This is a genomic window from Lactobacillus kefiranofaciens (assembly GCF_014656585.1).
Classification (GTDB): domain Bacteria; phylum Bacillota; class Bacilli; order Lactobacillales; family Lactobacillaceae; genus Lactobacillus; species Lactobacillus kefiranofaciens.
Genome location: NZ_CP061341.1, coordinates 953,893 through 974,728, shown reverse-complemented (window position 1 = coordinate 974,728; position 20,836 = coordinate 953,893). Strand labels below are relative to the sequence as shown.

Annotated in this window: 17 protein-coding genes and 1 other RNA gene; 2 read left to right on the top strand and 16 right to left on the bottom strand. The window is 34.7% G+C overall.

Features of this window, described 5'->3' with window-relative positions:
- Window positions 1–28: 28 nt before the first annotated feature.
- From ICI50_RS04870 to ICI50_RS04820, 11 genes are all read right to left on the bottom strand, one after another.
- A complete protein-coding gene (locus ICI50_RS04870) occupies window positions 29–3,220 on the bottom strand; it encodes a carbamoyl-phosphate synthase large subunit (RefSeq protein WP_188892050.1) in 3,192 nt (1,063 codons plus the stop codon).
- A 4-nt stretch (window positions 3,221–3,224) separates the two neighbouring features.
- Complete coding sequence (locus ICI50_RS04865; protein ID WP_013854017.1) at window positions 3,225–4,280, bottom strand: carbamoyl phosphate synthase small subunit; 1,056 nt, start codon at window positions 4,278–4,280, stop codon at window positions 3,225–3,227.
- Between the two features lie 5 nt (window positions 4,281–4,285).
- Window positions 4,286–5,194: an RluA family pseudouridine synthase gene (locus ICI50_RS04860; protein WP_188892048.1), complete on the bottom strand. Its 909-nt coding sequence runs from the start codon at window positions 5,192–5,194 to the stop codon at window positions 4,286–4,288.
- Window positions 5,187–5,651, bottom strand: coding sequence for a signal peptidase II (gene lspA / locus ICI50_RS04855; RefSeq protein ID WP_056941210.1), 465 nt, complete (start codon window positions 5,649–5,651; stop codon window positions 5,187–5,189). Before lspA ends, ICI50_RS04860 begins: the two co-directional genes overlap by 8 nt.
- Before the next feature lies 1 nt (window position 5,652).
- Window positions 5,653–7,329: a formate--tetrahydrofolate ligase gene (locus tag ICI50_RS04850; protein WP_188892046.1), complete on the bottom strand. Its 1,677-nt coding sequence runs from the start codon at window positions 7,327–7,329 to the stop codon at window positions 5,653–5,655.
- A gap of 3 nt (window positions 7,330–7,332) precedes the next feature.
- Window positions 7,333–7,662 carry a hypothetical protein gene (locus tag ICI50_RS04845; RefSeq protein ID WP_025084071.1) on the bottom strand — a complete coding sequence of 110 codons (330 nt, stop codon included), beginning with the start codon at window positions 7,660–7,662 and terminating at the stop codon, window positions 7,333–7,335.
- Between the two features lie 113 nt (window positions 7,663–7,775).
- The gene (locus ICI50_RS04840) at window positions 7,776–9,008 is read right to left on the bottom strand and encodes a metallophosphoesterase family protein (RefSeq protein ID WP_188892044.1); all 1,233 of its coding nucleotides are present in this window, start codon (window positions 9,006–9,008) and stop codon (window positions 7,776–7,778) included.
- Between the two features lie 3 nt (window positions 9,009–9,011).
- Window positions 9,012–10,136: a THUMP domain-containing class I SAM-dependent RNA methyltransferase gene (locus ICI50_RS04835; protein ID WP_025084070.1), complete on the bottom strand. Its 1,125-nt coding sequence runs from the start codon at window positions 10,134–10,136 to the stop codon at window positions 9,012–9,014.
- Between the two features lie 71 nt (window positions 10,137–10,207).
- Window positions 10,208–10,575: RNase P RNA component class B (rnpB, locus tag ICI50_RS04830), an RNA gene on the bottom strand.
- Between the two features lie 26 nt (window positions 10,576–10,601).
- Window positions 10,602–11,021: a DivIVA domain-containing protein gene (locus tag ICI50_RS04825; protein ID WP_013854010.1), complete on the bottom strand. Its 420-nt coding sequence runs from the start codon at window positions 11,019–11,021 to the stop codon at window positions 10,602–10,604.
- 88 nt (window positions 11,022–11,109) lie between these two features.
- Window positions 11,110–11,679, bottom strand: coding sequence for an SLOG family protein (locus ICI50_RS04820; protein WP_013854009.1), 570 nt, complete (start codon window positions 11,677–11,679; stop codon window positions 11,110–11,112).
- A gap of 69 nt (window positions 11,680–11,748) precedes the next feature.
- On the opposite strand from ICI50_RS04820, the gene recU reads away from it, so the two are divergent.
- The gene (recU, locus tag ICI50_RS04815; protein ID WP_095341990.1) at window positions 11,749–12,381 is read left to right on the top strand and encodes a Holliday junction resolvase RecU; all 633 of its coding nucleotides are present in this window, start codon (window positions 11,749–11,751) and stop codon (window positions 12,379–12,381) included.
- On the top strand, window positions 12,381–14,675 hold the full coding sequence (locus ICI50_RS04810) for a PBP1A family penicillin-binding protein (RefSeq protein WP_095341989.1): 2,295 nt from the start codon (window positions 12,381–12,383) through the stop codon (window positions 14,673–14,675). The genes recU and ICI50_RS04810 overlap by 1 nt, the downstream gene beginning before the upstream one ends.
- Window positions 14,676–14,837: 162 nt before the next feature.
- On the opposite strand, the gene nth is transcribed toward ICI50_RS04810, so the two are convergent.
- The 5 genes from nth to ICI50_RS04785 all read right to left on the bottom strand — a co-directional run bounded on the left by nth (window position 14,838) and on the right by ICI50_RS04785 (window position 20,830).
- Window positions 14,838–15,467: an endonuclease III gene (nth, locus tag ICI50_RS04805; protein ID WP_013854006.1), complete on the bottom strand. Its 630-nt coding sequence runs from the start codon at window positions 15,465–15,467 to the stop codon at window positions 14,838–14,840.
- A 1-nt stretch (window position 15,468) separates the two neighbouring features.
- Window positions 15,469–16,110 (bottom strand): DnaD domain protein, encoded by a 642-nt coding sequence (locus tag ICI50_RS04800; protein ID WP_013854005.1) that lies wholly within the window; start codon window positions 16,108–16,110, stop codon window positions 15,469–15,471.
- A gap of 86 nt (window positions 16,111–16,196) precedes the next feature.
- Entirely contained in the window at window positions 16,197–17,495 is a 1,299-nt protein-coding gene (asnS, locus tag ICI50_RS04795; RefSeq protein ID WP_013854004.1) for an asparagine--tRNA ligase, read from the bottom strand.
- Window positions 17,496–17,549: 54 nt separating this feature from the next.
- Window positions 17,550–18,047, bottom strand: coding sequence for a hypothetical protein (locus ICI50_RS04790; RefSeq protein ID WP_013854003.1), 498 nt, complete (start codon window positions 18,045–18,047; stop codon window positions 17,550–17,552).
- Between the two features lie 2 nt (window positions 18,048–18,049).
- The gene (locus ICI50_RS04785) at window positions 18,050–20,830 is read right to left on the bottom strand and encodes a helicase C-terminal domain-containing protein (RefSeq protein WP_095341988.1); all 2,781 of its coding nucleotides are present in this window, start codon (window positions 20,828–20,830) and stop codon (window positions 18,050–18,052) included.
- Between the last annotated feature and the right edge of the window lie 6 nt (window positions 20,831–20,836).

Sequence of the window (20,836 nt, the reverse complement as noted above, 5' to 3'; positions counted from 1 at the left end):
TCATCTTAATGGATAACTTTATTTTTTATTAAATTGGTTGTGTAGTTAGTGCTAGTGATTCTAAAACATCTAAAATTAATTCAGCAGTTTCAATACTTGAAAACACGGGAATATGCGTGTTCAAAGCCTCATCTCTGATCCGCAATGCATCTTCACTAGCTGCATCAGATAGATTAGTAATATTAACTACCATTACTATCTTATGTTGCCTGATCTTCTCTAATAAGTTACGTGGATCATTATGAACCTTTTCTACTACACCTGTAGTAATTCCAGCTTCCGCAAACATATTGGCAGTACCTTCTGTTGCGATTAATTTAAATCCTAGTCGATCAAAGCGCCGAGCTAATTCTGTTACTCGATTTTTATCTTCGTCTCTAACTGAAATAAAAATTGTGCCATAACTAGGGATATGTAAATCACTTGCCTCATATCCTTTATATAACGCCTTAGCTAAATGAGTATCTCTACCCATTACAGAACCAGATGATTTCATATTTGAGTCAAAAGTATTGCCACTACTATAGTTTAAGTATGAAAAGACAGGCATTTTAATATGAATAAAATTGCTAGTCTTCCATAATCCATTAGGATAACCGAGCTCAAGTAAATTTTTTCCAATCAAAGCTTCAGTGGCACAAGCAGTAATATCACGATCTAATGATTTAGATAAAAATGCTACATTATGACCAGCGTATGGCTTAATCTGCAACAAATACAAATCATGTCCAACAAATAAATAATGTAAATTAAAGATCCCTCTAGTTTTTAATTCTCTAATTAACTTAATTGATTCTTGCTCAATCATTTTTTGTTGTTCTAAGGTCAGATTTTGTGGTTGAATAACTGCAATAGAATCAGAGGCATGTGATCCCGTCTGTTCTAAATGCTCAACAATTCCTGGTAAAGTGACACTTTCTCCATCAGAAATTGCAGTCACTTCATATTTATTACCTTCAATAAAACGAGAAACAGTAATTTGATCTAACTGATTTTCTGCTAGATATTTTTTAATTGCTGGGATGTCATATACTACAGCGGATTTTTGTTTGGTTTCTTTATTGGTTCCTCCAATTAAAATCGGAAATCCATTCTGATTTGCAAAATCAAAAACTTGAGCTGAATCTTTAGTTTTCAAAGCCGGTACTCGATTTAGTTCAGGATATTGTTTACTCAAAAGTTGAATTATTTTATCATGGGGATCTTCCTCGGCTTTTTGACCAATTATATGTAGCCCTGACTCTTCTAGTTGTTTACTCAAAGCACTAATTCTCTTACCAGAAAATTGCAATAATACATCTTGAATATGTTCGCGCTTGGCAACTGTCAAAATATTTTCTACGGTAATTGGATCAAAATATACACGATCAATATCTTTATATCTCGAAGAAACAGATTCGTCATTATTTGAAAGTAGAACTGTAACATAGCCATTATTATGTAAAGTCTCTGCAGCATGTGCAATCATATAATCAAATTCACTAGTAACAGACACTTGTAGTGGTAACATACCAACAATCAAAATTTTCTTAGTTGATTCTAAAGTTTGAGCTTCATTTTGAGCATTATAAGCACTATAGTACGCACAAACATTAGGCTTATAAACACCCGCAGCACCATCAATCTTTAAATACGACGGGTTAAGATCAAACCTGTCAATTATTTTCCTTACCTGATTTAAAGGAATGTTTAACACTCTAGCTAATAAAGGATTAAAGAAACCATATATTTTAGCTTCTTCCATTAATTCTGCAGAAATATTATCCTTATTTTGCACCAGCTTTTTACCAATATTAACAATGTGAAGTAATTTTTGATAATAAATGGGATGCAAATGAGTAATAGATTGCAATTGAACAAACGATAAGTCATGCGCAATCGCAGCTAGCAGTTTTACTAAATGCAACTCATCTGGTTGACGCAAATCTATTAAAATATCTTCGTCACTTTTTTTAGTTTCACTCATAAAGGCTAACCAAGCCACATCTAAACTAACTGTGGCATCAAGCCCTTTTAAGAAAGCAGTTTCAAAGTTGCGACCTACTCCCATAGCTTCCCCACTAGCTTGCATCGTATTATTTAAACGATAATGATTGTAACCAGAGTCTGCAAATGACCAATATGGCATTTTAATAGCAACTGCATCTAACACTGGTTCAATTGCAGCATTAAGTCCAGACAAAGGATCCGTAATCTCGTTTAAACGATAACCAATAGCTACTTTACTTACCACATAGCCTACATCATATAGAGCAATTCTTTGTGCCCAAACTGAACTCCTAGTTAGTCGGGGACGCATTGTTAGCAATTTCGATCTAATTTGTGTACCATGATGCTTAACAGCAAAATGAAAGCTAGTGAAGCCTACAATTTCTAGATTATCGACTATTTTTTTAACGGCTTCACGCAGCTCTTGAATGTGATCGTTATTCAATGTCAGAGATGGCATGACTACGGCAGAATCACCAGAATTAATTGCTACTGGTTCAATTGATCCAGCGAAGTTAATAAAGACTAGATTACCGTCTTTATCTCTGATTACATCAACGATAACTTCTTCCCAGGCGGACAAATCCTCTGTTAAACGATAATTCTTCCAGATAAAATTATCGTTTTGTTTTTCCTTCTTAAAATAGTTTACTAAGTCAGCTGCTGTATTAAAGCATAAATGCTCATTGTGAACAAAACGATTATACTTGGTTACTAAAACTGGAAATGAGACTTTATCTTTAATATCTTCTGCTGAAGTATCTAAAATAGCTTGTATACCCTGATTCAATTCCCAGCTTCGTGCAGTATCGATATGTAGCTTTCCTAATAATTCTGTTCGCTTTTGTTGATTACCCATTTGCAACATGCGAGAATTCAGGGTTAACAATTGGATTCCCATTTGTTCCAAAATTCCATCTTGCAGCAATTTATGAGCGACCTTCAATCCATTAGTCGAACCGTAAGCCGTAATAATGGCATCTGGTTCTTCCATTCTAAGAATTCGTTTAAGAAAATCTAGTGTCATTGGCTCTAAATATACTGTTACATTAGGCTTTTTATCAGTAGAAATTGTAGCTGGATTAGGATTGACCAACACAACATCAATACCTTCTTCAGTCAATGCATTAATTGCTTCAGTTGCCATTAAGTCCATTTCAGCTACACTACCAATTAAAGTTGGGCCTGAACCGATTATTAATACTTTATCCAAATCATTCTCTAATGGCATAAATTTACTCCATCATTTGTACAAAATAATCAAAAACTTCATCTGCATCATGTGTACCTGGTGCGCCCTCAGGATTAAAAGCAGTTGCTATTAACTTATCTTTAGTATTCCAAAAACCTGCCATCAATTCACTATGCAAATCAAAATACTCACGATTCATATTCATCTTTACACTATCGGGCAAAACTAACTGATCAATATTCATTGAAGTCTGCCAAATAACATTGCTATTTTGTTCAATTACAGGATAATTAGTTCCGTCAAATTCTTGTGGTAATTTTACCAACTCGAAATCTAAATACTCACTTAACACGAGAAATCCCAAGCCAATTCCTAAAATAGGATATTTACCATAAAAATGATCTAAAACTAGTGCTATCTTATTAATAATTTCTTCAGGCTTACCCGGTCCATTAGAAATTATAATTCCTTCAGGACGTAGATTCTCTACATCTACTGGACTAGCATCATAGGGTAAAACGGTCGCATTTACTTTTCTAAGAGATAATGCTCTTAACATTGAGTGCTTAAGACCCAAATCAAGCACAGCTACAGTTTTGCCTACATTAGGCGAAGCATAAGCATTTTTAGTTGAAACCATTGCTGATTTATTCTTAGGCAAAACTAAAGCTTTAATTTGATCGAAAGCATGTTCATCATTGGTATCCATAATCGAGGCTTTAATTGTTCCCTCTTCCATTAAGCGATAAACTAGAGCTCGAGTATCGACCTTAAAAATTGCTGGAATATTTTTTTCTTTCAAAAATGAGCTCAGATCTTCAAAATTTTCACTATCAGAAATATTCATTGCGACGTCATTGGCAATAATACCTTTAACTGTTGGATCAATACTCTCATAGTCAATGGCATTAATTCCATTATTACCAATCATTGGCGAGGTGAAGACCAAAATCTTGCCAGCATTAGTAGGATCTGTCAGAGCTTCCTGATATCCAAAATTAGTTGTTTGAATAGCTAATTCACCTGTAGAAATAATACTAGCTCCAATTCCTTCTCCTGGGAAAGAACTGCCATCTTCTAAAATCAAATAACGTTTCATTTTTATCACTTGCTTTTTTCTAATTCAGCTAATGTTCTTTGAAAAATTTCTGGTGGCTCAACACTAAATTCTAACCATTTACCCGTTCTAGGATGCTTAAAGCCTAAAACCTTAGCATGCAAAAACTGTCCATGACCTTTTATAGTTTTTCTAGGTCCATATAAAGGATCCCCAGCTACAGCATGACCAATATAATCAAGATGAACCCGAATTTGATGTGTTCTACCAGTTTCTAATTGACATTCAATCAAACTATAATTTTTAAATTGCTCTAAAACTTTAAAATGAGTAATGGCTTTTTTCCCATTTTCGACAACTGCCATTTTCTTACGATTATAAGGATCACGGCCAATCGGTGCATCAATCGTCCCATTCTCTTCGTTAAAATTGCCGTGAACAATTGCCCAATAAATTCGCTTATTTGCTTTATGAGCTAACTGATCTTCAAGAGATTCTCGTGCTTTAGCATTCTTAGCAATCATTAATAAACCAGATGTATCTTTATCAATTCGATGCACAATTCCTGGTCTAAAGCCCTCCGGGGATTGTGCTAGATCCTTAGTATGATAAAGCAATGCATTAACCAAAGTATGATCAGGGTGTCCAGGTGCAGGATGCACTACCATTCCCTGAGGCTTATTGACTACAATTACATCATTATCTTCATAAATGATATCAAGTGGGATATTTTCTGGAACAACATCTAATGGCTTAACCGCTGGAACATTAATCTCAATTTTATCGCCAGCTTGAATTTTGTAAGATACTTTTTCTGATTTTTGATTAACTAAAATGTTTTTATCCTTGATTAATTCTTTGATACGCGTTCTTGAAAGATCAGAAATTCGTTCTGAAATGTATTTGTCTAATCGGCCTTGTTCATTTTCAACAAGTAATGTGTACTTCTTAGGCATTCTGATCATCCTTATCTGCAATAAAAATTAAATAAATAAAAACTAAGATTACGCCCACAGTAATAGCGGAATCAGCAATATTAAAGATATTAAAATGGACAAAATCCAATTGAAGCATATCTACTACGTACTTTAAGTGAATCCGATCAATAAAATTACCGATAATTCCCCCAAGTACCAAAGCTAAACCAGTATCAAACAAAGCATTCTTGTATTTTTTATTAAAAAGAAAATACAAACAAACGCCAATTGCAATAATACTAATAAAATAAAACAACCACATCTGACCCGTTAAAATATTCCAGGCAGCACCATTATTCTGTAAGTAATTAAAGGATAATAATCCTGGAATAATCTCATGCGTCTCGCCTACAACATAATTATTTATAATGTAGGCTTTCAAACCTTGATCAGCTACGACAACTAATAAAGAAATAATTAAATATAAAAATTGCATTTTAGAATAAACCGCTAATCTTGCCATCATTATCAACATCAATATCTAAAGCTGCGGGATGCTTAGGCAAACCTGGCATATCTAAAACATGACCAGTAGTTACTACTATAAAGCGAGCGCCATTCTTTAAACTAACGCCTTTAACGTGAAGTTTAAATCCCGTTGGCGCACCTAATTTATTTTTGTCATCACTAAATGAATATTGCGTCTTAGCAATGATTACTGGCAATTTGTCTTTGCTTAATTTAGCTAGCTCAGTAATTTGTCTCTCAGCTTTATCAGTATACTCTACTCCATCAGCATGATGGATCTTAGTCGCGATCTTCTCAATTTTTGTTTTAACATCATCATTATCGTTGTAAGTTGACGTTAATTCAGCTTTACCAGAATTAGCTAAATCAATTACAGCTTGAGCTGCCTGAACTCCACCTTTAGATCCATCATCATGATAAGTCACAACTTCAGCTTTAATTCCTTGATCTTCAACTAATTGTTGCAATAATGAAATTTCTTTGTCGGTATCCGAGTCAAAGCGATTAATCAAAACAATTACTGGAATATTATATGAACGCATATTATTCATGTGTCGTTCAAGATTACTAAAACCTGCCTTCAAAGCAGATAAATTTTCCTGATCTAATTTTTCAGTAGAGCCCAATGACTGATACTTCAGTGCACGTACCGTTGCTACAATAACTGTAGCGTCTGGTTTTTTGTCCAAGTGCTTAGATACGAAATCCATAAACTTCTGACCACCTAGATCACTACCAAAGCCGGCTTCTGTTAAGACATAATCACTCAAATGCAATGCTAAATTAGTTGCAATTACTGAGTTGGCGCCATGTGCAATGTTAGCAAATGGCCCCCCATGAACTAATGCAGGTGTATGTTCTAATGTTTGAACTAAGTTGGGTTTTAACGCATTAGAAAGCAAAGCGGCAATTGCACCTTCAAAGCCTAATTGCTTAACATAAACTGGTTGATCATCTTTAGTGTATCCAACAAGGATATCGCCAATCCTAGATTTTAAATCAGCAATATTATTAGCCAAACATAAAATTGCCATCAATTCATTCGCTACCGTAATCGCAAAACTGGCTTGATGCTCAATTCCATTGAATTTAGAACCTTGTCCTACCGTGATTTTTCTTAAAACACGGTCATTAACATCTAGTCCCCGTTTAATTAATATTCTTTCAGGATCAATATTCAGACTATTATCTTGGTAAATATAGTTATCAACTAAAGCAGCCAAAGTATCAATAGCGGCAGTTAAAGCATGCATATCACCCGTAAAGTGCAAGTTAATATCTTCCATCGGAATAATTTGAGCCATGCCACCACCAGTAGCACCACCTTTCAAACCAAAAACGGGACCCATTGAAGGTTCACGCAAAGCAATCATGGTATTCTGATGCAATTGATTATGGATAGCATCCCCCAAACCGATGGTAATGGTTGACTTGCCTTCACCCGCAGGTGTAGGCGAAATTGATGTAACTAGAATCAATTTCCCTAATTTTTTATTTTTACGAATCTGATTAATGGCAGCCCAATTAATCTTAGCCTTATCATGACCATATGGTTCTAAATCTTTTGCTGCTAAGTTAACTTTTGCGGCCACTTCCTCAATTGATAATTCCTTAGTCCCTTGTGCGATTTTGATATCTGATTTCATTAACTACTTCTTCTTTCTAGAAATAACTAAAATAGAATAATTTTGAAACTCGCTTCTTACTTGATAAATTTCAAAATTGTGCCATTTTTTCAATAAAAATACTTTCTTCGCATGTACTTGATTGCGATATGGCAATTTAAATAAATAATCTTTTTCTGTTTTTTGTAAGTATGAAAAATACCAAGTATAACCTGCTAAAGCAATAAAAATGAGTCCTACTATTATTCCTGGAATACTGATTGCCTTATTCCCTTCATAGCCTAAGATCATAGCTATTAAAAGGACAATTAGGAGCCAAGAATAATAAATTATTCCTGTAGTTCCTAAAAATATAAGATGTCGTTTAGATTTTAGAATTTAGATCACGCCCTACTTAGTCATTTATTCCATTGTATCAAAAATCATAAAAATAAGAGAGAATGTTTCTTCAACATTCTCTCTATTTATCAATATTTAATTTTCACTTGTAAGTTAGTGTGCGAACTTGTGTCATAAAGAGTTTTTAAATAGATTCGGTATTCAGGATGATGCTTAACCAAAATCTGATATTCTTCAGACGCATGGATTTTGGCCAACTCACTTGCCTTAATATGATTATGACCGGTAAAAAAGTGGTAATTCATCCAACCAAATAATTTACCCATCCTCTGAACTAAATCAATATCATCATGGTAAGTATTTAATTCGCTTTGCATCATATCTGCTGAAATACTTCCTAATTGTAAGTCTTTTAAATACTTATGAAAATGTTCTAAAGTATAATTTTGTTTCTCTTGCTTTGTAAGATAGCGTGTCATGTTAAATTTACGTCGGACATAAGTAATATGACGCGAATGAACACGTACTACACCATATCCCTGATCGTTTGAACAAAAACTAGAGGTAACAACTTCAGTTGTTGGTGTCATATCATGTGGTCCCATAATATTTTGAGCATGAATATGACCCGAAAAAGCAAGTTTAACATTATATCTAGCACAAATGCGACGCAATTCAACTGCATCGTCAACTACATAGCCCTTATTTACCGCTGGATTATGAACATAGAGGTTATGGTGCATAAATAATATCGGACGTAAATTATTTTCTTGAGCATACCGAAACTGCTTTTCAATCCATTTAAGTTGCTCTTTACCAATCATTCCTCTAGTATGCGGGGCTTCTGTAGTTTCCTCTTTACCATATATATTTGAATCGGCTAAAACTAAAAAGTACTGCGGGTTAAGTTGTACGCTATAAGTTAAAGAACTGCTATCTTCATCTGTAGCCTGACGATACGAACGATCAAAAATTGAACGCCAAAACATCGGACTAATTTCACCAGCATAAAATTGTTTCTTTCCCCGAAATTCTCTAGCCCAACCATCAAAAATATCGTGATTTCCAGGAATAACTAAAACCTTAGTATCTTTCAAGGGTTTAAAAATCTCTGCAAATTTTTCTGCGGAAACTCGTTCTCCATTAAAGGTCAAATCTCCTGTAACAATGATTGCGGCAGGCTTTTTCTGTTGTGCCATTCGTCTAAAAGCAGTCAAAACAGTTTCTTGATAGTAAAGATCTTTACCTTGACTTGTTTTTTGCATTCGAGCAAAAGCTTGACCTTCATCATGTAAACTATCTGCAATTAGATGCGTATCAGAAATTACCCAAAATTCCGTATTCAGCTCTTTTGTAATCATAATTTACCTTCTATTAGCCCAGTATTGATAGAAATCTACTCGTAAATTACCATTAAATAATTTACGCTTTTTAGTAGCTCGAGCACCAAAGCACTTTTCAAAATTAGGATCAGCAGTTAAATAATACTGACTAAAGGAATCTAATGGTCGTAAAACTTCTCCCATTTGTTTATACAAGGCTTCAGCTGACTCACGATCCTTCAATCGTTTACCATAGGGAGGATTAGCAATTATAACGCCGTTTTCTAAATCAGTTGTAAAGTCCTTTACGGCAACCTGCTTAAAACGAATATCTTGTAAAACACCTGCATTATGAGCATTCAATTTAGCAATTTCTAACACCGATTGGTCAATATCACTTGCCCAAATTGGAGCTGCTAAAGGCTTTACCTGAGTTTTAGCTTCAGCCACTGCTTTTTGATGCAAGTCAGCGTTAAACCAATCAAAACCGTCAAAAGCAAACTTACGCCAAGTTCCTGGGGCAATATTCTTAGCAATTAAAGCTGCTTCTATAGCCAGGGTTCCAGAGCCAGTCATAGGATCAATTAAGGGATGCGTACCGTCATAAGGTGTTAATTTTAATAGCCCAGCTGCAAAATTTTCCTTCAATGGGGCACCACCATGTTCTACTCGATAGCCACGCTTAAATAAACTTGCTCCTGTAGTATCCAAAGAAATTCGAGCAATATTCTTATAAATATGAATATCTAATGGATATTCATTGCCCGTTTCAGGTAAAAAGCCACGGCGATGATATTGATCAATCATTTTATTAACAATTGCTTTTTTAACGATTGATTGAACGTCTGGTTCTGAGTGCAATTTAGATTTGACTGCTCGTCCTTGTACAGGAAATTTTGCATCAACTGGTAATAATTCGGCCCAGTCATAATCATAGACTTCATTAAATAAAGTATCAAAATCTGTTGCTTTAAATTCCTTGAGTAAAATCTTGATTCGATCAGCAGTCCTAAGCCATAAATTAGTCTTAACAATATCGGCTTGACTGCCTTTAAAAAAAACTCGTCCATTTTCGACACGTGTCTTATATCCCATGCCTTGTAGCTCTTTATTAACTACGCTTTCAAAACCGGCACCCATTGTTGCATAAAGTTGGTATTTTTTCATCATTTATATTCATTCATCCTTTAAAAATAAAAAAGAGCTGAGCTAAAAAGCCCAACTCTGCCAATGTGAATTTCTATAAGCCACGTTTTGTTCCAGTGATTTTGGCAGAATCACCTTCAGTAGTCATCTATCTTTATTGCTAGTCACAATAATCCGGTCTTTAGTTCATTTCCTTTGACCGAAACTCCCCCACCAAATTTGGGTTTCACACTCGCAGGGTTTACCTCGTTCCACCAAGATCATTTCTGATCTTGCTTCGTCACTGTGGCACTTTTCAGGATAGTAATGCATGTCCGCAGATTTAGCACTTTTTCCGCCGTGAAAATCAAAGATTCTCCTCCAGCTTATTGGGCTGAATACGATCACTACAGACATCGCAGTCTGTGCGTGCGTGGACTTTCCTCAGTTGATCTAAAATCAACCGCGCCTACTCAAAATTCACACTGTTAATTATTATAACAAAAATTATTGCTTTAGGCCATAAACGTGTTGTTCCAAATTATAAACTTTTCGCTCTAAAGTTGATATTCTTTGGATAATTGCCATATTAGTAGAAATTTCACCTTGATCGTCATCTTCTTGAGCAAAGCTAGACGCTGTAGTATTTCTTCGATGCGTTGGCGTATAAGTTTTAACCTTCTCTTCCTCTGCTTCTTCTGCTTGAACGGTTTTCTTTTCTTTTGTCTTTTCATCCATTAATTGACGTTGAAGCGTCCCAATTTGGCCATATAAGTCTTCAATAATTTGTTGAAAAGTTTCATAGTCTGAGATTACTTGATCCAAATAAGAATCAACCTCATCTGGGTCATAACCTTTCACTTTACTTCTAAATTGTTTTTTTAATATATCTTGTGCTGATAATTTTACATCATTTAAATTTGCCATCTTACTGACAACTCCTTTACATTCCACCCTATTTTAGCAAAAAGCGGACTTAGATAAAACCAAGAAACGTCTTTTAATAAAAATTTTACTATTCTAAAAAATCATCTTTAGAATGATTTTCCTGATACTCTTCTGCAGCATCCTGTAAATCATAAAAATCAATTAAATCTAAAGGATATTCTTTGGTTTCTTGATATTTTTGGATTAAATTATAATCATATTTCGGTTTACCAGGATGATCAGTATCATAAATCATTAGTGCACGATCGGTATGTTGAATCATAAAGTTTTGATAGTTACGTAATTGCAATGGACCTTGATACGGGGTGCTAGACGTTGAAGCAAAAAAATCAACTTTTTCTCTTAAGTTGATAAACTTCGCTTGATTGTTTTCGTTCCAGCGATTAGCAAATTCCTCATAAGGAATCATCATGGAAGTTCTTACTGGGTATTTTTTATTAAGTTCAACGCCGACTTCTGCTGCCCATTGTTCAACTCCCAGATTAGCACCGGTAATAATCCAATCTAATTGTCCTTCCTCAAGTAAACTAATGAAATAATTTTTGAGGGCATATTTAATGATAGTAATTTTGGGATCATGATCATTAAAAACATTTAGTTCATAACTTCGATACCCCGTTACCCATAATCGCTGCATTACATCCAGCCCTTCCTAATATTCAAAAATTCGTTCTTTATTGCTATAATGCTAACAGGAGTGAGATTAATGGTCAAATATTCAAGCGGCAGTTTAGCCGCATTTAGAAAACCAGTCACAAAAAAAGAAGAACACAAAGTAAGACGCTCATATACCCATAGAAAGGGCGTTAACTTTTCTGATCGTGGGATGACTCTTGAACAACAGATTAATGAATCAAATAAATATTATTTAAGTGAAGAGATTGCTGTTGTTCATAAGAAACCAACCCCAGTTCAGATAGTTAAGGTCGATTATCCTAAACGATCTAGAGCAGTTATTCGAGAAGCTTATTTTAGACAAGCTTCGACTACTGATTATAACGGTGTTTATAAGGGATATTACCTTGATTTTGAAGCGAAGGAAACACGAAATAAAACTAATTTCCCACTGAAAAATTTTCATGAACATCAGATTTTTCACTTGGATGAATGTTTAAAGCAACAAGGGATCTGTTTCGCAATTATTAGATTTGCGAGTCTAGAACGTTATTTTGTTACTCCTGCTAGTTTTGTAATTCACGCTTGGCGGGAAAAAGATAAAAGCTCAATGACTCTAAAAGAAATTGAAGCTCATTCTTATGAAATTAAAAGCAGCTTTCGTCCAACCTTGCCCTATCTTAGGGCGGTTGATGACTTTATTGCAGATAGGGAAAGAGAATAATGGCAGATAAGAATATAAGACGTGAATCACGTAGAGATTATCACCTCCGAAGGTCAAATCAAGGGCATATTTTTGGCAAAATTATTAAATGGTTTTTATTGATAGTTTTGCTAGTAGTAGTTTCTGGAATTGGTCTTTTTGCTTTTTATGTAAAAGATGCTCCCAATATTAGTCAAGATCAATTACAAAGTGGTGGTACATCAAGCCTTTACACTAATAATGGTAAGTTCTTGCTTTCACTGGGGTCAGAAAAAAGAATTTATGTTAAAAATAAAGACATTCCTCAGCAATTAAAAGATGCAGTTGTCTCTGTTGAAGATAAGAGATTCTATAATGATAAACTTGGAGTTGATCCAATCAGAATCGTTGGTTCAATGCTAACTAATGCCCAAAGTAACAGTATTGCTGCCGGTGGTTCAACCATCACTCAACAACTTGTTAAGTTAACTGTTTTTTCAACTGCAGCTTCTCAACGTACGTTAAAAAGAAAAGCTCAAGAAGCTTGGTTAGCAATGAAGGTGCAACATGAGTTTAGCAAAGATCAAATTCTAGAGTTCTATATTAATAAGGTATTCATGAATTATGGTAATTATGGAATGGGAACAGCAGCTAATTACTACTACAATAAACCATTGAAAAATTTGGATTTGGCCCAAACAGCTCTAATTGCAGGGATGCCAAATGCTCCTGTAGCTTACGATCCATATCTTTACCCACAAAAAGCTAAATATCGACGCAACATTGTATTAAAAACAATGCTACAAAACAATAAGATTACTAAAGCTCAGTACAGTCAAGCAGCTAATGAACCAATTAATCGAGGACTAAAACCTCGGCGAACTCAAAATGAATCTAAAATTAGAAAGATCGATGATCCATATGTTAAAGAAGTAATATCCGAAGTCAAAAGCAAGGGTTTTGATCCTTATAATAATAATTTAAAAATTACTGTTAACATTGATCAAAGAGCCCAGAATAAGCTTTATGAATTAGCTAATAATGGTTCGGTACCATTCACCAATAATAAGATGCAAATCGGTGCGACGGTAGTTGATCCAACTAATGGTCATGTCGTCGCTATCTTAGGTGGACGTCACTTACCTTCTGTTCAGCTGGGGCTTGACCGTGCTGTTCAAACTGGTCGTTCTACAGGTTCATCAATTAAACCAGTACTTGATTATGGCCCAGCAATTCAATACTTAAACTGGTCAACTGCGAAGATGATCGATGATAGTAAGTATGTTTATCCAGGAACTAATATTCAACTTTATGACTGGGATAATAAATATGACGGTATGATGACTATGCGTAAAGCTTTAGAGCAATCTCGTAATGTGCCTGCGGTTAAAACTCTAGCTGAAGTTGGAGTTAAACGTGCTTCTGCATTTGCTCGTAGAATGGGAGTTAACGTTTCGCCTAAGTCTGGTCTATCAGTAGCTATTGGTGCTAACGCATCCAGTTTACAAATGACCGGCGCTTACAGTGCTTTTGCTACAATGGGAATCTATCATAAGCCGCAATTCGTTTCAAAAATCGAGACCCCAGATGGTTTAACTAGAAACTATGATTCTAATGGCGTTCGTGTAATGAAAAAATCTACTGCTTATATGATTACAGATATGCTTAAAGGCGTCATTAAACGAGGATCTGGAACTAGTGCTAAAATTGCTGATTTATATCAAGCTGGTAAAACCGGGACAGTTAAATATTCAGACGAAGATTTAGCTAAATATCCTAGTTATAATTCAACTCCAAAGGATTCTTGGTTCGTTGGTTATACTCGCTCATATGTCATGGGTGTTTGGACCGGTTATGATAATTTGAAAGATGGTACAATTGCTGGTATTGGTCAACAATCTGCTCAGTTAATTTACAAGAGTATGATGACCTACTTAATGAGAAATAAACCTAACTTAAATTGGGAACAACCTAAGTCTGTTGTTCGTGCTAAAATAGTCAACAATTCTAATCCACCACAAGTAGCTTCTAGCGGTGGCACTTGGCAGTTATTTGTTCGTGGTCATGCCACAGCTGGTGTAGGAAACAGCGCTGCTAGTTATGATGAGGACGACGAAGAAACTGATACTAATTCTTCAACCGATAATGATAATACAAATACTGTTAATACTACTGTTAGTCGATCTTCTGCTCGTTCAGATAATGGTTCTGTTCATCAATCAAATAATAGTGAAAAAGCATCATCCTCTTCTTCAAGTAAAGCTCAATCTTCATCATCAAGTGCTCAGAGTCAGAAATCATCTCAAAGCAGTGATCATGATTCAGATAAAGAATAATTTAGAAACCAGAGTATATTATTTGCTCTGGCTTCTTTTTTGTTTACTATTTTTTATTGGCTTGAACTTTGTTCAAGCTTTTTGTTTTATAAACAATTTAGTAACAATATACTTTGAACAGATATAAAAATAAAAAAAGTGGTTTTGCCACTTTTTAAAATTCTAATTCTGCATATCCAAATATGAATATGGATCACCTTTAGCTCTCGCTGGCATTGTATAACGACCAAACAAGATCATCGCATGATGTGTTTTTATCCATTCTTTTTTAGGTAAAATAGCTTCTAATCTTTTCTCAACTTCATGCGGTGTTGCTTTTTGATCAACAATATGAAACTTCTTAGAGATTCTTGATACATGCGTATCAACTGCAATGGCCGGAATACCATACCCTTCAGCCAAGACAACATTAGCAGTCTTTTCTCCAACACCAGGCAAAGTCATTAATTTCTTCTTATCTCGTGGAATTTTACTATGATATTGATCCACTAAAATTTCAGCAGTAGCTTTTAAATGCTTTGCTTTAGAACGATATAAACCTATGGTTTTAATTTCATGTTCAATTTCTTCAATTGGCGCAGTGGCCAAACTTTCAGGTGTGGGAAATTTTCGACTAAAACTTGGCATTACTCGGTTAACCATTTTGTCAGTCGTCTGTGCACTCATTACCACAGCACATAATAAATGAAACTTACTATCCCATTGCAATTCTCCTTTAGCATCAGGATAAAGAGCTAAAATTCTTTTTAAAACAGCACGTGCTTCATCATCACTCAATAATTTTTCTACCATACTATCTATTCCTCTTTAAGAATCTTTTAACTTCTGCAGTTGTTTTAAGATTATGCCTCTGCCAGTTAAGCAACACTCGGTCAATATATTTTAAAGAATAAGCTTGTGATAAAACAGCTTCACGTAATGCTAATTCGATAATATCCGGACTGTAATGATCAACACTTAACCATTGTGAAATTTCTTCCCGTTCAATTGGACTTAAATAGCGCCCAAACTCTATTTCTACTTTTCGCGAAAGATAATTAATTGGATTATTTTCTAAATTATCTGTTACCCTAGTTGTTTTATTTTGTTTATTCTTAATTAAAATATTTTGATCAATATAATGATCTAGAGCTTCATATAACTTATTTAAACTATATTGATTACCGATTTTATCTTGGCTATCTGTCGTTTGCTCTATGGTTAAATAATTTTGATCTATCAAGTGCTGAATTAAATTACCAACATCTGTTACAGTCAAATTAGTGTTGGCAGCAATTTTTTCATTTGATGGAAATAGTTCTCCACGCTGTCCAAAAGCTTCTAATTGAATGATCAGCAATAATTCTGCATCACTAATTTGTAATTGTGGATAATAAGCGATCAGACCATTCTGTAGAGTAGTAAAACCCAATGCACGATAATCATTAAACTGCAAAATACAATTCCTTTCAAAAATAAAAGTTGAACTAATATCTAGTCCAACTTTTGTTAAAATATTAAAAATTTCAAATACAACATTTATTACGGTTGCATTCTGTTAATCAATCTTGGGAATGGAATAGCTTCACGAATATGATCTAAGTGACACATCCATGCAATAGTACGTTCGAAGCCCATGCCAAAACCTGAGTGTGGTACGCCACCGAATTGACGCAAGTCAAGATACCATTGATAGTCCTCAAGATTCAGTCCGGCATCTAAAATTTGTTGCTTTAAAGTTTCATAATTACCTTCACGTTCAGATCCACCAAAGATTTCACCATAACCTTCTGGAGCAATTACATCTGCACATAAATATTCCTTCGGATTATCTGGATTCTTCTTCATATAGAACGGTTTAATTGAGGTTGGATAGTTAACAATAAAGACAGGACGATCATATTGCTCTGAAATATATCCTTCATCCGGTGCACCAAAATCATCGCCCCATTTGAAATCTCTGCCCGCATCCTGTAGCATTTTCACAGCATCATCGTATGAAAGACGGGTAAAATTACCTTCAGTAGTTGGACGAAGTTTTTCAGGATCTCTACCTAAAATCTTAAGTTCATATTGGTTATGTTCCAAAACTTGCTTAGTCATATAAGCTAGATATCTTTCTTGCAAGTCTAATGATTCATCTTGATGCATCCAAGCCATCTCTGGTTCCATCATCCAGAACTCAGTCATATGACGACGACCCTTTGATTCTTCAGCTCTAAAAGTTGGACCAAAAGTAAAAATCTTACCATAAGCCATGGCACCTGCTTCACCATATAACTGGCCTGATTGTGATAAGTAAGCATCATGATCAAAGTATTCAACGTGGAATAATTGAGTAGTACCTTCTGGAGCGGAATGCATAAAAATTGGTGCATCAAACTTAATGAAACCTTCTTTTTCAAAGAAGTCCACAGTTGCTTTAAACATAGTATTTCTAATTTGCATAATAGCAAATGGCTTCTTTGATCTTAACCATAAGTGACGGTGGTCAAGAAGAAAATCAATCCCATGTTCCTTATTACCAATTGGGTAGCCTTCATTGTTAGAAACTACCTGTAAATCTGTAATTTGAATTTCATAACCAAAGTGGGAACGTGCGTCTTCATGGACAGTACCAGTAATGTAAAAACTAGCTTCCTGTCTTAATGACTTAGCAGCTTCAAATACTTCTTCTGATACGTCATTCTTACGAACTACTCCTTGGAAAAATGCTGTACCGTCACGTAATTGCAAAAAGATAATCTTTCCGCTTGATCTTTTGTCTGTTAGCCAAACATGCATCTTAACTTCTTCATCAACATGTTTAGAAGAATCCTTAATTGAAATCAATTCTGTCATAAATTTCCTATCCACCTTTTTATCAATTATACAATGTCCATAATACCAAAGTTTTTACAAATTATCGACTTCTGAGATATCATTTCCATTTTTAAATTCATACAAAGTATAGCCTAAATTGCCATTTGACTTCTTATAGGCAACCTCCCAGACTGCTTCACCTTTATACCAGCCTAGATTAATATGATTAATTGTAGCATTAGAATGTGAAGATTTAAAATTATTTTTAATAGTTGTCTCACTTACTCCCCTTTTAGCGGGGTATAAGTATGCCTTCTTAGAATTAGGCAGGTAAATAAAATAATAACGTCGACCTTTTTTATTAGTTCCCGTAATAGAATAACTACTAGTGCCGCGATCTAAATGGTAATACTGTTCAATATTAGTAATCGGAGTCTTAGAAGCTGCTAATTGAACTACTCGTTGATTATTGCCCCTACTTTTTGAACCAGCATAGTAAAAAATCGCAATACTTACAAAAAAAGCAATAATTATCAAACTAATTACCCAGGTCACAAATTTAATTGTTTGTTTTGTATCGTCTTGTATCATTACTATTCGTCTTTTAACTTCTTTTTCAATTCTTTTTTACTTATTTTTTCAATCTTAACTGGAATTATTTGTAAAAAGGCATCTCCATAATTTTTAGTCCATAATCTAGGATCCAAAATCACAAATTGCCCATGATCTTGTTCACCTCTAATTAAACGCCCCATTCCTTGCCGGAAGCGAATAACTGCCCTAGGTAAAGTATCTTTAGTAAAAACATCGATACCTCGATCTTCAAGACGCCTTTGTCGCAAGCGTACTTCAGGCTGTTCTGGCGACTCAAATGGCAATCGAGCTGCGAATACTGCATCAATTCGGCAATCATGAAAGTCGATGCCCTCCCAAAAACTATCAGCTCCAATAATGATTGCTTTTTTAGCAATCACAAATCTTTTAGCTATTCGATTATTGGACCCTGATAGGCCTTGAGCTAAAATTTCAAAGTCTTTTAATTCAGGTGTATTCATAATCGCTACAAAAACATCATGAATTTTTTCTAAATTAGTCATCAAAACTAAAACGTGTTGCTTGCTCTTTAAATCATTGATCAAGATTTGGTCAATTGCTTCTTCATAAGCCTCACTATCAGGAGAAGGCATATCTTTAACAGCTAACACTTTAAGATGCTTTGCCATATTAAATGTGCTCTTACCAATGTATTCTAATGGGTGTAAATTACCTAAAGCTAATTGATTAATCGCATAATCAAAATTATGATCACTAGTCAACGTTGCACTAATAAAGGCCAGATGATCAAAACGACTATAAATTTGTTGAAGAATCTCTGTAGCATCAAGCATTAACCAATTTAAATTTGTACTAAGCGGATCTTCAGGATTGGTAATCATTAAAACAAAGCCATTTTGAGCCAAATTATTAGTATCAGATAACAAATCTGCTAATTGATAACCCTTTTCAGAATAATAATCTAAACTATCAATTTGTTCAGTAATCTCACTTAATAAAGCTTCAGTATTAGTAAGAACTCGTTCTTGTTCATGATAAAGTTCAAATAAAACTTGATTAGTTAAGTCTCTGACTTGCTCCAATTTTTGTTGAAACTTGCCTAAAGTTAATCTAAATTTACTATTATTACCAAACAAGCCCTTGCCTTGAAAACTGAGTTCTAAAGTGCCATTAGGTAATAAAGAATGATTTACTGCATGACTATGCTGCGCATAAAGTTCTTTTTGCAACTGATTAATTATCTGAATTAATTCTAAAGATTCAGGATCTAGTTTTTGCAATAAAAAATTAAGCTGTACATCATCGGTAAACTGGCTCTCTACACTCTCATTAGAATAATAAAGCAAATTACGCAAGTGACTAATTACACCCCAAAGCGCTTCAAAACGAAGCGAATCATTGCGAGAACTAATTACATTATCTGTAAAACAATGTGCTTCATCAATAACTAAATATGGATTCTGTCCCCAAATAGTATCCATGTAGTGATTAGCTAAATAAGCATGGTTAGTAACTAAAATATCAGCTTGCTCTTGCCGTTCACGGGCCAAATTCCAGAAGTCGACACCAGCAAAGCGACTACCAACCCTCGCATCCCCAGGATGTTGGATTTGCGCAAACAATGGTGCTTCATAATTAGTCAGATTTAATTCATCTAGATCGCCTGTTTTAGTCATTGTCAGCCAAACCAAAATCTGCATCTGCAAAATTAACGTTGGCTTATTGGGCGTCCCCTGAAAAAGAGTCTGCACAAATCCATCTAAATCCAAATAACGACTACTGGACTTTACTACATCAGCGGTAAGATCTAATTTGCTTACACGCAATAATTGTGGTATTTCACGTTCAATCACTTGTTGCTGCAATACTTTAGTTGGCGTTGCAATAATTAATTTTCTGCCTGAATAAAGCTGATAAGCATATGCAAATAAATACGAAAATGTCTTTCCCGTGCCGTTTGGTGCTTCCACTAACATTGCTCTTTGCTCAGGGTTATTAATAAACTGATGCAAATGATTAATTAAATCAACTTGTGCACGCCGAAAATGAAGTTTGCCTTTAAATAGCTTCTTCTTTTGTTCATCACTTTGAGGGAACTTTCTGTTCTCCCCATGACCACTAAAACTATTACTTTGTTTTTGTAAAACAATATTACGCACCTGCATATATTGTGAACCAAGAGGGCGTTTTTCTTGGCGCAATGCGTCCGCAATTGTAGTGATTACCCATGAAGTATCACGAATTAAGCCATGAGATAATGAACTTAATGTATTAAGCGTAGCTTGAGGCAGTTCTTCAAATTGATGAATAATTTTAATTAACAAAATAGCTGTCCCATAAGCATCTGAATCCGCCTTATGTGGATTTAAGTGCTTAATTTTTAACTGTGATGTTAAATCGCTCAGCTTATATGACGGCAAAGTTGGAAAAGCAATTTTAGCTAATTCTACCGTATCAATTGCCTTGTTAGTTAATGCATCATAGCCACGCTGCATTAATTCATAATTTAAAAATGGCAAATCAAAATCGACATTATGAGCAACAAAAATTGTATTTTGCAATATCTTAATAATTTTAGGCGCATAAAAATCAAAATCTTTCTGTTTTTGCACATCTTCATTATGAATACCAGTTAGATTAATTACAGCTTGCGGAATTTCCCTGTGTGGGTTAATCATGAAAGAATAGGTTTTAACCACTTGCAAATTTTTGATAATCGCACAGCCAAACTGAATAATATGATGTCCTTTTTCCCGTTGCGTTCCTGTCGTTTCTAAGTCAACCACCGCAAAGGTATCTTTTGCAAAAATCTTTGCCATCTTTTT